Origin of the sequence: Mycobacterium haemophilum DSM 44634 (assembly GCF_000340435.2) — a bacterium.
GTDB classification, from domain to species: domain Bacteria; phylum Actinomycetota; class Actinomycetes; order Mycobacteriales; family Mycobacteriaceae; genus Mycobacterium; species Mycobacterium haemophilum.
On sequence record NZ_CP011883.2, the window covers coordinates 524,411 to 537,676 of the forward strand.

Below are 13,266 nucleotides of genomic sequence, written 5' to 3' on the forward strand. Positions count from 1 at the left end.
CACCGAAAATTGGGCGCCCCGCGGCTTTAGCCAGCGGCCTCGCGGATGTACTGGCCGATCTGGCGCAACGACCGGACGGCCTCGGGCACCATCGGCGTGGCCACCTGGAAGACGTGTACCTGTCCTGGCCACACGCGGATCTCGGCCGGCACACCGACGGCCGCCAGTTTCGCGGCGGCTAACTGTGCGTCGTGCAGCAGCACCTCAGATCCGGACACGTGAATCAGTGTCTGTGGCAGACCCGGCGCGATGTGGTCCAGCGGCTCGTAGAGCTCCTCGGGCTTGCCGTCGACTTTGTTCTTCGCGGCTGAGCTGGCAACCAACGCGCCAAACGCATCGAACGCCTTCGGCGGGAACATCGCGTCGGTCTTGGCGTTGGGGTGCGCCTGCTTGTCTTCTTTAGCCAGCTGCAGCAGCGGTGAGATTGCTACCAGCGCCGCCGGTTCCTCGCCCACTTCCTGTAGCCGTTGCGCAAGCGCCAGCGCGAGATACCCGCCGGCGGAATCGCCCGCTAGCACGATCTGCTCCGGGTCGTAACCTAATTGCCGCAGCCACTGGTAGCCATCGTGGCAGTCATCGAGCGCCATCCCGATGGAATGCTTGGGCAGCAGCCGATAGTCGACCACCAGGATTGGGGAGTCAGCGAACTTCGATAGTGCCTCGACGACTCGACTGTGCGAGTTTGTCCCACACCCCAGAAACGCGCCACCATGCAGGTAGAGAACCACCCGTCCGGTGCCGTCCGCCGGCCCCACCCCAGCCGCGCGAACCAGCTCCGCTGACGCGTTAGGCAAGTTCACTTCGGCCCGAGCCGCGTTCGTGACCGGGAGCAGCACACGGGCAGCGTGGTCTATCAACCCGAACGGCCACGGCAGATGCGGCACGTAGCTGCCGACCGCCAGAACGGGCCGGATCGTCAGCCGTGACGTCAGCGAAGCTAATCGCGCAGCAATACTTGGGCCAGACTCGACAACCTCGACCGGAGCGCCGGCGCTGATGGCAAATCCTCGTGCCCCACGTCTGTACGCCTTCAGCGCGTCGCGCGGACGAATGGCAACTCTGGGCGAGCCAGATACTTTACTGGGCGTAGTCATGCTCTACTTCCGACGTCGTGATGGTCCGATACGGCGTGTGACGAAGTTGCAAAAGCTCCAGGCTTATCTGCCCCAATCGCTCGGAATCCCCCCAGTAGGACAGCCAAGCTCGCCACTGATTTCTGCAGCCGTACTAGCTTTGCGTCCGAATGTCAGCACCCGTGAGATACACCGCAACAACTCCCTTCCGGGCACGAATCCAGCGCGTCAGCGAAACGATGCCGGCAAACAATGTCAGCCGTCCAATATCTGTTCGCTAACATGTCATAACCGAGAGCTATCAAGCCACGTCATCTCCGTTCTGTGGGGCGCTTGCCGGCCAGCACATGCAGGTTGCTGTGCGTCGGTTCGGGGATCCGCTGGACAACGAGTTGCTGGCCATGTGGACCGCGGCGATGCTAGTGGCCGGCTAGCCTGCGGCGGCCTGTCCAATACCCCTTCGCTAGCTATCGAGTCGCGTCAGCTCGCTGCTCTTGAGCAGCCGCCTAATTGGCAGTTGTCGTTTCGCCAATTCTGGGATGCGATGGAGGTTAGGGCCGCTCGCTTGGTTCGGATCGGTGCGGCGAGCGGATGACCAGCACGGCGTCGGCAGGCGCGTCGTCGAGCGCGGCATAGGTGTGGGGTACATCGCTGACCCAGGTGGTCGAGTCGCCCGCAGCCAGCTCCACCTCTTCACCGGCGCGGCCGACTGCCGCCCGGCCCGAGGTCACCAACACGTGCTCGACGACGCCGCGCCCATGCGGTGCGGAACGATGTCGGGCGCCGGCGCCCAGCTGCAAGCGATAGACCTCGACGATGCCGTGTTCGGCTACGGTGACGTCGAGCAGGCTGGCGGCAATCCCTGCTGCCGCGATGCGCGTCCCGGGGCGGCCGTCAAGTAGCGTCGCCAGCGGCAGCCCCAACGCATCGGCGACCGCGTAGAGCGTCCCCAGCGTCGGGTTGCGCGTGCCGTTCTCGATCTCCGATAACGACCCTTTGCCGATGCCCGCCGCCGCCGCCAGCGCGGCGAGCGAAAGGCCGCCTGCCTGTCGCTCGGCACGCACTCGGGCGCCCACCACGACCGACATCTCGTCCACGCCCCCACCATACCCAGGGTTCTTTAAACAGAACGCGGGGAACTAGAGTTCTGTTTGTGGAACGAAGTAAGCCGATTCACGCCGGCCTCAGCATCGCGCTAGTGGGCTACACCAGCGCATTCGCCGTCGTTTTGGACGGCCTGCAGGCGGTCGGCGCTACTCCGACGCAGGCCACCTCGGGGCTGGCGGCGGTGTGCCTCACCCTCGGGCTTGGAACGCTGTGGCTGAGCCTGCGGCACCGGTTGCCGCTCACCATCGCCTGGTCGACGCCCGGCGCCGCAGTACTGGTCAGCACCGGCGCGGTGGATGGCGGCTGGCCGGCCGCGGTCGGAGCGTTCTTGCTCGTCGGCGCCCTGATGGTGCTGACCGGCGTGTGGCCGCGGATGGGTGCGTTGATTACCGCTATCCCGGCACCAATCGCCCAGGCGATGCTTGCCGGCGTCGTGCTGCAGCTGTGCCTCACCCCGCTGCGTGGGCTGGCGGCACACCCGTTGCAGGTGGCACCGATCCTGTTGACCTGGCTGGTGTTCACCAGATTCGCACCACGATGGGCGGTGCCGGCGGCCTTCGTGGTCACGCTGGGCATGGTTGCGTTCACCCACCGCTCCGGCCTTTCGGGACCGTTGCTCCCGCACCTGGCGTGGACGGTCCCGCGGCTAAGTTGGGCGGCGGCGGTCGGCATCGCGCTACCCCTTTACATCGTCACGATGGCCGCCCAGAACGTGCCCGGTGTTGCGATTATGGGCTCCTACGGCTATCGAGTGCCCTGGCGGGAATCCATGACGGTCACGGGGCTCGGCACGCTGGTCGGCGCGTTTTTCGGCGGGCACGCGATCAACCTGGCCGCCGTCAGCGCGGCCGTTCCGGCCTCTCCCGAAGCGCATTGTGATCCGGCGCGGCGATGGCCGGCCGCGACGACCTTCGGCTTCGTCTATCTGATGCTCGCCGCGCTGACCACGGCGCTGACCACGTTCGTTGCTGCAGCACCCGCCGAGGTGATTGGCACCGTGGCTGGGCTCGGGCTGCTCGGCACCCTGGGTTCGGCGCTGGCGGCAGCCATGTCTGGCCCGACGGATCTCGCGGGGCGGGCTCCGGCGGCGATCACGTTCGTTGTGGCCGCATCGGCAGTGAGCCTGGCCGGCGTCGGCGCCACGTTCTGGGCATTGACTGCCGGTCTTGTCGTGCACGCGGTGCTGCGACCGACCCGGAACCTGACCCCGGGCCGTCCTGTGGAAGTAGATTCGACATCTGGTTGCTCCGAGACTTGACCTACTGGACCCAGTAGTTGTCATGTCGGACGAACCAGTCGCGGCGTTCGTCGTCGGTCATGTCCGCCAACGCGCCGAAGCCCTCGAAGTACGCCTCGCGAGGAGCGCCGGGGGCGAACAGCATCAAGATGGAGGCGGCGGCGTCGGCCTCGTTGCGGAAGCCGTGAACTCCGCCGGGCGGAACGTAGAGAAAGTCGCCCTGGTGCGCGTCCTGCCATTCCCGGCCATCGTAGAGTCTCATCGTTCCGGACAACACGAAGAAGGCCTCCGAGATGGTGCGGTGAAAGTGTGGTCCGGGCCCACCACCGGCCGGGGCGATATCGACTCGGTACAGGCCGTAGTCGCCGCCGGTGGCCTGTTGATTGGCCAGGTAGTGGTACCTGACCCCGAACGTCTCATGGTCGGGCGGTGAATCGGCACGCTTGAGCCAGGCGCTGACCTCTGGCTCGTCCGTGGTGTAGCGGGACGGGGGATAGGGCGGCACAACGAGGGACATCTCTTTAGTCTGGCCCCACTGGATGCCAGGCACTGGAGGCGTACAACTCGGCGTTGGCCGAGCGGGTGACCGATGTCGTCGATGGTTGGTACGCGGCGCCGTAGCCCCAGGGTGTTCTTGCACTCGGCATGGGCGAGTGCTAAGAATGACGTTGGCACTCGCGACCGGCGAGTGCTAGGTCGGGACGGTGAGGTCCAGCCAGGAAGCTGTGGTCGTCCGTCGCGGGCACTGCACCCGGCCAGCGTAAGTAACGGGGTTGTCGTCACCCGGTGACCCTAGTTTCATTCCCAATCCGGAGGAATCACTTCGCAATGGCCAAGACAATTGCGTACGACGAAGAGGCCCGTCGCGGCCTCGAGCGGGGTCTGAACAGCCTCGCCGACGCGGTAAAGGTGACGTTGGGCCCCAAGGGGCGCAACGTTGTTCTCGAGAAGAAGTGGGGTGCTCCCACGATCACCAACGATGGTGTGTCCATCGCCAAGGAGATCGAGCTGGAGGACCCGTACGAGAAGATCGGCGCCGAGCTGGTCAAGGAAGTCGCCAAGAAGACCGACGACGTCGCTGGTGATGGCACCACGACGGCGACGGTGCTGGCTCAGGCGCTGGTCAAAGAGGGCCTGCGTAACGTCGCGGCCGGCGCCAACCCGCTGGGTCTCAAGCGCGGCATCGAGAAGGCGGTCGAGAAGATCACCGAGACGCTGCTCAAGGGCGCCAAGGAGGTCGAGACCAAGGACCAAATTGCGGCCACCGCAGCGATCTCGGCGGGTGACCAGTCGATCGGCGACCTGATCGCCGAGGCGATGGACAAGGTCGGCAACGAGGGCGTCATCACCGTCGAGGAGTCCAACACCTTCGGCCTGCAGCTCGAGCTCACCGAGGGCATGCGGTTCGATAAGGGCTACATCTCGGGCTACTTCGTCACCGACGCCGAGCGCCAGGAAGCCGTCCTGGAGGACCCCTACATCCTGCTGGTCAGCTCCAAGGTGTCGACCGTCAAGGACCTGCTGCCACTGTTGGAGAAGGTCATCCAGGCCGGCAAGCCGCTGCTGATCATCGCCGAGGACGTCGAGGGCGAGGCGCTGTCCACCCTGGTCGTCAACAAGATCCGCGGCACCTTCAAGTCGGTGGCGGTCAAGGCCCCTGGCTTCGGTGACCGCCGCAAGGCGATGCTGCAGGACATGGCCATCCTCACCGGCGGCCAGGTCATCAGCGAAGAGGTCGGCCTCACGCTGGAGAACGCCGACCTGTCGCTGCTGGGCAAGGCCCGCAAGGTGGTCATCACCAAGGATGAGACCACCATCGTCGAGGGCGCCGGTGACACCGACGCCATCGCCGGGCGGGTGGCCCAGATTCGCGCCGAAATCGAGAACAGCGACTCCGACTACGACCGCGAGAAGCTGCAGGAGCGCCTGGCCAAGCTGGCCGGCGGTGTTGCGGTGATCAAGGCCGGCGCTGCCACCGAGGTGGAGCTCAAGGAGCGCAAGCATCGCATCGAGGACGCGGTCCGCAACGCCAAGGCGGCTGTGGAGGAGGGCATCGTCGCCGGCGGCGGCGTGACCCTGCTGCAGGCGGCCCCGGCCCTGGACAAGCTGAAGCTGTCCGGTGACGAGGCGACCGGCGCCAACATCGTTAAGGTGGCGTTGGAAGCTCCGCTGAAGCAGATCGCCTTCAACTCCGGGCTGGAGCCCGGCGTGGTGGCCGAAAAGGTGCGCAACCTTCCGGCGGGTCACGGCCTAAACGCGGCCACCGGTGACTACGAGGACCTGCTTAAGGCCGGCGTTGCCGACCCGGTGAAGGTGACCCGTTCAGCGCTGCAGAACGCGGCGTCCATCGCGGGCCTGTTCCTGACTACCGAGGCCGTCGTCGCTGACAAGCCGGAGAAGGCGGCCGCTCCGGCGGGCGACCCGACCGGCGGCATGGGCGGTATGGACTTCTAGTCTGTAATAGCGACGAAGCCCGGTCCCCTTTGGGGGCCGGGCTTCGTCGTGCGCGGCGAGTGTGGCGGATATGTATGTCCACACATCGAATTTCGTCCACAAGCCCCACGCTCGACGCATACGTAAACGTGGCCGGCCGCCGAGTATGCGGACATGGAACCATTTCTCGGCAGCGAAGCACTCCGGCGCGGTGCCATCACCCGCAATGAATTGCGCACGCGCTACCGAGCGGTGTTCCGCGACGTCTATATCGGCAGGGACGTGCAGCTGACGGCGGCTGCCAAAGCGCGCGCAGCCTGGCTGTCGACGGATGCCATATTGGCTGGCCTATCGGCCGCCGCGGTGCTCGGTACGAAATGGCTCGACCCGGCCGCCCCCGCAGAGATCGTGCGCGCTGATAGGCACGGTCAGCCAGGCTTCGTTGTGCACAGCTATCAGCTGGCCGATGACGAGGTGCAGCTTTTCCGGGGAATGCGCGTGACCACCGCGGCCCGAACTGCATTCGACATCGGTCGCGGACTGCACGTTGCCAAGGCGGTACCGATTCTTGACGCGCTGCTCAATGCGACAGGTCTCAAACCCGCAGACGTCACCGCCGTGGCCGACCGGCATCCGGGAGCCCGTGGCATCCGGCGGCTGCGGGCTGCACTTGAATTGGCCGACGGCGGCGCGGAGTCGCCACAGGAGACAAGGGTAAGGCTGTTCCTGGTAGGTGCTGGACTGCCAAAGCCGGAGACGCAGATTGAGTTTCGGGATCTCCACATCCGGGTGGACATGGGGTGGCGCGAGTGGAAGGTCGCGGTCGAATACGACGGAATTCAGCACTGGGATAACCGATATCAGCGATCCTGGGATATCGAACGAATCGCCTTGCTGGAAGCGGCCGGCTGGACGGTGATCAGAGTCAGTGCCGAGATGCTGTCGCGGCGGCCGAATTCGATAGTTGAGCGCGTCAAGGCCAAGCTCCGTGAGCGTGGGGCCTATGGACGAACAAGAGACAGTTTCCGTGCATAGGGCCCACACTCGGTGACCTTTTACTAGGCCGGAAGCGAGAACACCACGCAGTCGTGCAGGCAGCCCTTGGCCACCGAGGGTGAATCGGCCTCGCGGTGCAGCAGCGCCCGGGTGGGAATAACCCTCAACCGAGCGGTCTCGGTGTCGTCGTCGGAGACGTCGGTCACTACGGCACTCCCGTCGACGATCAGGGAGTAGCCACCCGGCTCGGGCGGCGGCCACAGCAGGGTGACGTCGCTGCGCTGGGCCAGATTTTTGCGGGTGCGTCCCCCGATGAGCCCGACGTCAAGGAACGCTCCGCGCAGTAGCGGCTCAACGGTCACCGTATGCACGCGATAGCCGTCATCGACGGTGATCAGATAGGCGAACGGGTAGTCCGTGAGAGCTGCGGCTAGCCGCTTGAGGTCCACCTTCTTGGCACCCATGGATTCGAGGATAGGCGTCAAGGCTGCGATGGGACCTGCTGCCGGGTGTCCGAGCTCACGATGCCGGTGTCGCGGGCGACCTTGTTGAAAAAGCCTGAGCTCGGGATACCTCCGGTAGCGGCATTCGTGCCGGGGTTTCTGAGGGTCGAGCTAGGCCCCGCTGCGCCGCCGACACCGATGTTCGGGTTACCCGACTCGAATCCGCTGGTAGCGGCGATAGCCTGGTTTGGTGCGGCTGCGTTGAGCAAGCTCGAGTTCGCCAGCGCCGGGCCGAAGCCGCCCGTATTTGCGCCGACCGGGTTGAGGGCGCTCGAGTTCAGGTTTGCCGCGTTGAGACCGCCCGTGACGTAGCGGCCGGAGTTGAAGAAGCTGACGTCGCCCGGGCTGTCCAGTCCGGCGCCTACCAGCCCTGAGTTCGCTGGGCCGGTAGCGGCCGCCGGAGTCCAGAGGCTGCTGCTGAGCGGGCCGGGATTCCCGATGCCCATGTTTGCATTGCCGGGGTTGAAAAGGTTTGCCCAGGCGCTGCTGCTGAAGTTGAAGCTGCCGATGCCCACCTGATGATCGCCGGTCAACCCAAAACCGATGTCGAAATTGCCGATATTGCCGATGCCGAAATTCGCGTTGCCGACGTTGTTCCAGCCGAAGTTGAAATTACCCGAGTTTCCGTAGCCCAGATTTAGGCCGCTGGCGGCGCTCGCCGATCCTGCGCTCGGAGTCACGCTGGTGGTGCCGCTGCTCACGTGGCCACTGGCAGAGCTTCCGCTGTTCGTGCCGATATTAATGCCAAGGTCGCGCAGCACCCGCTGCCACGGCGCCAATTGCTCAGCCGCTGCTGACGCGCCGGCGTGGTACCCCGACATCGCATCGACATCCCACGCCCACATTTGCTCGTACGCGGCCTCGATGTCCGCGATCGCGGGAGCGTTTTGCCCCAACCAGTTTGTGGCCGCCAACACCTGCACTAGGACCCGATTGGCTGCCACCACCGCTGGCTGGACCATGGCCGCTAACGCCGCCTCGAACGCGGCCGCCGTCGCCGCGGCTTGGCTGGCGGCCGCAGTGGCCTGGGCCGCCGCGGTGCTGAGCCACCCCATGTATTGCGTCGCCACGGCCATCATCGCCGCCGCCGACGCACCCAACCATGAACCGCCCGCCAGGTCCGCGGTCACCGACCCAAACGACGCTGCCGACGACAGCAGGTCCTCGGCCAACTCGTCCCATGCCGCGGCTGCAGCAAGCAGCGGCCCCGATCCGGGACCAGCGAACATGAGTGCCGAATTGATCTCAGGCGGCAACCACGCGTAATGCGGGTTTGTCACTACTCAAACTTAGCCGGCGACGACCGCCACCGTGGCCGTATCAGCCGGACCGGGGCGCGGATTGACGACCACATACCAGCTTGCCGGGCCGGGCATCGGTCGGCAACCCGTTTTCGGCGATTACTTGGCCGGAAACCACGGTCGCGACATAGCCCTCGGCGGTCTGGTCGAGCCGACGCCCGCCGGCGGGCAGGTCGTAGTTGATCACCGGCTTATGCAACCGAAGCGCGGCGTGGTCGATGACGTTAAGGTCGGCCCTGTAGCCGACCGCGATCCGGCCGCGGTCGGCCAGGCCGGCGACGCGGGCCGGCACGGAGGTGAGTTCACGGACAGCTTCGGACACCGAGAACCGTCCGCACGCCCGGTCACGTGCCCAATGTGCCAGGAAGAACGTTGGGTAGCTGGCGTCGCAGATCATGCCGTAGTGCGCACCGCCGTCGCCAAGGCCGAGCACCACGTCGTCGCGGTGCAGGAGCTTTCCGACGGTGTCGAGTGAGTTGTCCTCCAGGTTGCTGGTCGCGGGGGTCGGGTTCGTAATTGGGGTTGTCTCCTAGCGGGAAAATCCAGTCCCAGGCTTGGGTCACATACAGAATGCGGGCGCGAACCTCGGGCTGGCGTAGCTGCGCGACGCGCTCGGCCAACGGCAGCTGGGCGATCTCGCGGTAGCTCGGGTAGAACACGAACGGGTTGGCCGAAAGCTGCAGTCCGATGACCAGTCCGATCGGACGCGGCAACAATTGCGTGGTGACATCCCCACCCGCCGCATTCGCTTTCTCGACCATGGCCGATGGCATCCGGCCACACCGGGTCACCCGCGTTGGCGACAACCATCGTGAAAGTGACCGGCAGCCCGACCTCCTCGGCGACATCGAAAACCGTCTGCAGCACCGGTTGGTAGCCGCCGGCCGGAATGTCGGGCACGAATTGGAGCAGGCCACCGCCGCCATCGACCACACCCTTGGCGATCTCTTTGATCTCCTCGCGGTCGGCGCCGCGCTGGCCCATCACGTAGACCCGTAGCGGAGAATGCGGCAAGTAGGCGGCGACGTCAATATCGCGTTTGCCGGCTTCCAGGGCATCCAAGTACTCGGGGAAGGTTTCCCAGGTCCACGGCAGGCCGTCGGTCATGACGACACCCGGAATGTCCTCGACCCCGGCCATCACGTCGACGAGGACGTCGTGGTCTTCGTGGCGTGGTCACCCCGTGCGCCGACGACGGGGTCAGCCGCTCCGACCAGATGGCCTGGCCGTCGTAGTGGGTGTGCAGGTCGACAAAGCCCGGGGTGACCAGCAGCCCGGTCGCGTCGATCTCACGTGTGGCCGCGTAGCCGTTGATTGCACCTGTTGCTTTGATGACGCCGTCTTGCACCGCAACGTCGCCGACGTATGGTTCGCTCCCCAACCCGTCGACGAGGTGCCGTGCCGGATAAGCAGGTCGTAGGGCATTTCAATAATCTACGACCGCGTCGGTGGGTCATGCCATGATCGGAGCCGTGATCGATCACATCGGAATCAACTGCGCTGACTACCCGAAATCGCAAGAGTTTTACGACGCGGTTCTGGGCGTTCTGGGTTTCTCCCGACAAATGGATTTCGGCGTCGCGATCGGCTACGGCCGCGACGGCAAGCCGGATTTCTGGATCGCGGACGCCGCCGCCGGTGAGGCCAAGGGGCCCAATCGGGAAGTCCACATCGCGTTCCATGCCGCGGACGAAGCTGCGGTGCGCGCCTTCCACGAGGCGGCGGTGGGCTTAGGTGCCGATTCGTTGCATGCGCCGCGGCTCTGGCCCGAATATCACCCCGGCTACTTCGGTGCCTTCGTGCGTGACCCCGACGGCAATAACGTCGAAGCGGTCTGTCATCGGGCGGGAGCGTAGCGTCGCCCTCATGACAGGGACCGACGCCGCAGCTCGGGAATTGCTCCGGGATGCGTTCACCCGATTGATCGAACACGTCGACGAACTTACTGACGGACTGACCGATGAGGTCTGCTATTACCAGCCGACCGTGAGCGCCAACAGCATTGCCTGGCTGATCTGGCACAGCGCCCGCGTGCAAGACACTCAGTTGGCCGAAGTGGCTGGCGTAGAGCAGGTATGGACGCGCGACAGCTGGGTGGATCGGTTCGGACTTGACCTGCCGCGCAACGACACCGGCTATGGCCATAGTCGCGACGATGTGGCGAAGGTGCGCGCACCCGCTGGTCTGTTGTCGGGCTACTACCACGCGGTGCACCAGCTCACGTTGGAATACGTCGCCAGTGTCAACGCGGATGAGTTGGCGCGCATCGTGGACACCCATTGGGATCCGCCGGTTACCGCCAGCGCACGATTGGTCAGCATCATTGACGATTGTGCGCAGCACCTTGGCCAGGCCGCATACCTACGAGGAATCGCACAGTAAGTCTGGGCGTGCGGTTCGCTGTGACGATGCTGTGCTGGTTGGTCGCCACTGTCGCGCTAGCGGTGGCGATTCCAGCGGCGTGGACGCAGTGCAACGTCGTCGATGAAGCCGGGTCCGCGGCGTTCGCTGAACGGGCGGCTGGCGATCCGGCTCTGCAGTCCGCCGTGGCCGCTGAACTCGCCACCCGGGCGATGGCGCTGATCGCTGAACGCGGTGGACGCCGCTATCCGATCGACGGCTCGGTGGTGCACGACGCTGCCGTCGCATTTACCGCTAGCCCGTCATTTCCGTCGCTGTTCGCCCAGGCGAACCGGGCGGCGCACACCTGGCTGTTCAGCGAACCGCGCTCCGACGGCAACGGAGATCAATGGGTGGTCGACGTGGCGCCGATGCTCAAAGACAGTTCATTTCAGCAACTGTTGACCAATCACAACGTGAAAGTTCCTGCAACGTTGAATGTTCCGCTGACAGTGTCGACGCCGCAACCGGTGCGACAGGGGCAACTGCACCGGCTCGCGGTGTGGGGTCCTCGGGTGAGTATCGGCGCGGCAGCCGTCAGCGCCGTATGCGGCCTATTGATGCTGACCGTGGCACGCGGCCGAGGCAGAGCACTGACCAGCCTCGGTGTCTCGGCGTTACTAGTCGGTGCGGCCGGTTGGGCAGCTATCGAAGTTGGTGGCCAGTACATCAACGACGCACTCAATCGGAGCACTGGCGATATCCGCCAGATCGCCGACGTGATGGTCGGCCACGCCGCGGCCAGCTGGCACCAATGGCTAAACCTGACGCTAGGTGCCGGCGCCGCGCTGGTGGCATTAGGCGTGCTCGTCGCAGTGCTGGGCAGCCTCTGGAAGAGGGCCTAACTCAGCTGAGCGGCAACTGGGCCAAGATCGCTCCGGTCGGCTGCGGCGAGCCGGCGCCGGGCTCGACGGTGAACGCCAGCGTCGTCGCGGTTCCGAGATTGGCGAGCATCGCCGTTTGTCGAGGGCGCCACGGCCGCGGTGCTCATCGTTCCTGCCGATGTTGGACCGTGAGACCCGACCAGCCACATCTGATAGACGGTGCCCGGAGACGGCGGCGGCACGTTGTTCATCACCAGCACGCCCGCGTTGCGGTCGCGGGAGAACATCACCGTGGCCGTCCCGGTAGCCAGCGGGGCAGAGACGGTCCGCACATCCGGGGCCGTCAGGATCTGCTCGGCGAGCGTCGGCGTGGCAGCCGGCTGCATCAACACCCCGGCGGCAAACGCGGCCAGCCCCACCACGATCGCCGCCGCCGCAGCCGCCAATATCGCTGGACGCCAACGCAACCGGCGTCCCGTATCGGGTTGCACCGTGGCGAGCGTGGCCGCGCGCAGCTGTTCTGGCGGTTCAGCGGTGATCGCCGCGGACATAGCGGCCATGGTCTCGCGGACGGCCCGAACTTCGTTGGTGAAGGCAGCCGCGATTGACGCCGGCGCGGCTGCGACCGACCGATCGATGTCGGCTCGCTCGGCGTCGGACACGGCATGCAGGGTATATGGGGTGGCCAGCTCAAGTAGCCGAAAGTCGTTCGGCTCAGTCATGTGCGCCGCTCCTTTTCATCGCTGCGCTCTGCATCGTCGCCGGCGCGGTCACGGCGCAGCCAAGCAGTTACGCAGTCCACGTAGCGCATCGCGCATACGTGACTTGATCGTCGACAAATTGGCGGCTAGTCGCTGCGACACTTCGACGTACGTCAGCCCGTCGTAGTAGGCCAGTTCAATGCACTGCCGCTGCGCATCGGTCAACGCATCCAGGCAGGCGAGTACCCGACGACGTTCGTCACTGGCCATCGCCGACTCGGCGACTGGGTCGTGCGTCGGGGCGCTGGCCGGGTCGATGTTGGCCACGGCGTAGCGTGATTCCCGGCGGCTGCCGGCTTCCTCGCTGCGCACCCGGTCGACGGCACGCCGGTGCGCCATGGTCAGCAGCCAGGCCAGCGGGGAACCCTTGGCGGAGTCGTATTCCGACGCCGTCCGCCACACTTCGAAGTAGACATCCTGGGTGGTTTCTTCGCTGTAGCCCGAATCACGCAACACCCGCGTCACCAGTCCGTACACCCGCGTCTTGGTGAGGTCGTAAAGCGCGGCGAACGCTGCGCGGTCGCCGCGGGCTACCCGGCGCAACAATGCGTCCAGGTCGCTGCTCAGCGGTGGCGGTCCGGTCATCGATTGGTAGCCTATCGTCAGCCGGCACGGCGATCGGTACGCCGGT

At 65.6% G+C, this 13,266-nt stretch carries 12 protein-coding genes and 2 pseudogenes; 6 read left to right on the forward strand and 8 right to left on the reverse strand.

Annotated elements, in window-relative coordinates; translation table 11 throughout:
• Window positions 1-26: 26 nt before the first annotated feature.
• On the reverse strand, window positions 27-1,094 hold the full coding sequence (locus B586_RS02440; RefSeq protein WP_054878817.1) for an alpha/beta hydrolase fold domain-containing protein: 1,068 nt from the start codon (window positions 1,092-1,094) through the stop codon (window positions 27-29).
• 530 nt (window positions 1,095-1,624) lie between these two features.
• Window positions 1,625-2,161: a helix-turn-helix domain-containing protein gene (locus B586_RS02445; RefSeq protein WP_047313808.1), complete on the reverse strand. Its 537-nt coding sequence runs from the start codon at window positions 2,159-2,161 to the stop codon at window positions 1,625-1,627.
• Window positions 2,162-2,226: 65 nt separating this feature from the next.
• Here B586_RS02445 and B586_RS02450 point away from each other — a divergent pair, with 65 nt between their 5' ends.
• Window positions 2,227-3,438 carry a benzoate/H(+) symporter BenE family transporter gene (locus B586_RS02450; RefSeq protein WP_236971344.1) on the forward strand — a complete coding sequence of 404 codons (1,212 nt, stop codon included), beginning with the start codon at window positions 2,227-2,229 and terminating at the stop codon, window positions 3,436-3,438.
• Window position 3,439: 1 nt separating this feature from the next.
• Here B586_RS02450 and B586_RS02455 read toward each other — a convergent pair whose 3' ends face one another.
• Window positions 3,440-3,934, reverse strand: coding sequence for a cupin domain-containing protein (locus B586_RS02455; RefSeq protein WP_054878815.1), 495 nt, complete (start codon window positions 3,932-3,934; stop codon window positions 3,440-3,442).
• Window positions 3,935-4,245: 311 nt separating this feature from the next.
• On the opposite strand from B586_RS02455, the gene groL reads away from it, so the two are divergent.
• Window positions 4,246-5,871, forward strand: coding sequence for a chaperonin GroEL (groL, locus tag B586_RS02460; protein WP_047313694.1), 1,626 nt, complete (start codon window positions 4,246-4,248; stop codon window positions 5,869-5,871).
• A 153-nt stretch (window positions 5,872-6,024) separates the two neighbouring features.
• On the forward strand, window positions 6,025-6,885 hold the full coding sequence (locus B586_RS02465; protein WP_047313693.1) for a DUF559 domain-containing protein: 861 nt from the start codon (window positions 6,025-6,027) through the stop codon (window positions 6,883-6,885).
• 23 nt (window positions 6,886-6,908) lie between these two features.
• Here the strand turns inward: B586_RS02465 and B586_RS02470 are convergent, their stop codons facing one another.
• From B586_RS02470 to B586_RS02480, 3 genes and pseudogenes are all read right to left on the reverse strand, one after another.
• On the reverse strand, window positions 6,909-7,310 hold the full coding sequence (locus B586_RS02470) for a hypothetical protein (protein WP_047313692.1): 402 nt from the start codon (window positions 7,308-7,310) through the stop codon (window positions 6,909-6,911).
• 17 nt (window positions 7,311-7,327) lie between these two features.
• Window positions 7,328-8,629, reverse strand: coding sequence for a PPE family protein (locus tag B586_RS02475; protein ID WP_052915595.1), 1,302 nt, complete (start codon window positions 8,627-8,629; stop codon window positions 7,328-7,330).
• Between the two features lie 40 nt (window positions 8,630-8,669).
• A pseudogene (locus B586_RS02480) lies at window positions 8,670-10,075 on the reverse strand (N-acyl-D-amino-acid deacylase family protein).
• 47 nt (window positions 10,076-10,122) lie between these two features.
• On the opposite strand from B586_RS02480, the gene B586_RS02485 reads away from it, so the two are divergent.
• Genes B586_RS02485 through B586_RS02495 form a run of 3 tightly spaced genes read left to right on the forward strand, consistent with a single transcriptional unit; the run spans window position 10,123 to window position 11,895 of the window.
• Entirely contained in the window at window positions 10,123-10,506 is a 384-nt protein-coding gene (locus tag B586_RS02485; protein WP_054880759.1) for a VOC family protein, read from the forward strand.
• Between the two features lie 10 nt (window positions 10,507-10,516).
• The gene (locus B586_RS02490; RefSeq protein ID WP_054878814.1) at window positions 10,517-11,032 is read left to right on the forward strand and encodes a mycothiol transferase; all 516 of its coding nucleotides are present in this window, start codon (window positions 10,517-10,519) and stop codon (window positions 11,030-11,032) included.
• 8 nt (window positions 11,033-11,040) lie between these two features.
• Window positions 11,041-11,895, forward strand: a complete 855-nt coding sequence (locus B586_RS02495) for a hypothetical protein (protein ID WP_047313690.1) — start codon at window positions 11,041-11,043, stop codon at window positions 11,893-11,895.
• Between the two features lies 1 nt (window position 11,896).
• Here B586_RS02495 and B586_RS02500 read toward each other — a convergent pair.
• Both B586_RS02500 and B586_RS02505 read right to left on the reverse strand, forming a co-directional pair.
• Window positions 11,897-12,596, reverse strand: a pseudogene (locus B586_RS02500) (anti-sigma factor).
• 48 nt (window positions 12,597-12,644) lie between these two features.
• Window positions 12,645-13,220, reverse strand: coding sequence for a sigma-70 family RNA polymerase sigma factor (locus B586_RS02505; RefSeq protein WP_047313688.1), 576 nt, complete (start codon window positions 13,218-13,220; stop codon window positions 12,645-12,647).
• Window positions 13,221-13,266 lie beyond the last annotated feature (46 nt).

Bases quoted from the DNA above. Each gene is read 5' to 3' on its own strand.
- B586_RS02440 (WP_054878817.1), bottom strand. From the start codon at position 1,094: ATGACTACGCCCAGTAAAGTATCTGGCTCGCCCAGAGTTGCCATTCGT.
- B586_RS02505 (WP_047313688.1), bottom strand. From the start codon at position 13,220: ATGACCGGACCGCCACCGCTGAGCAGCGACCTGGACGCATTGTTGCGC.
- B586_RS02470 (WP_047313692.1), bottom strand. From the start codon at position 7,310: ATGGGTGCCAAGAAGGTGGACCTCAAGCGGCTAGCCGCAGCTCTCACG.
- B586_RS02455 (WP_054878815.1), bottom strand. From the start codon at position 3,934: ATGTCCCTCGTTGTGCCGCCCTATCCCCCGTCCCGCTACACCACGGAC.
- B586_RS02445 (WP_047313808.1), bottom strand. From the start codon at position 2,161: ATGTCGGTCGTGGTGGGCGCCCGAGTGCGTGCCGAGCGACAGGCAGGC.
- groL (WP_047313694.1), top strand. From the start codon at position 4,246: ATGGCCAAGACAATTGCGTACGACGAAGAGGCCCGTCGCGGCCTCGAG.
- B586_RS02490 (WP_054878814.1), top strand. From the start codon at position 10,517: ATGACAGGGACCGACGCCGCAGCTCGGGAATTGCTCCGGGATGCGTTC.
- B586_RS02465 (WP_047313693.1), top strand. From the start codon at position 6,025: ATGGAACCATTTCTCGGCAGCGAAGCACTCCGGCGCGGTGCCATCACC.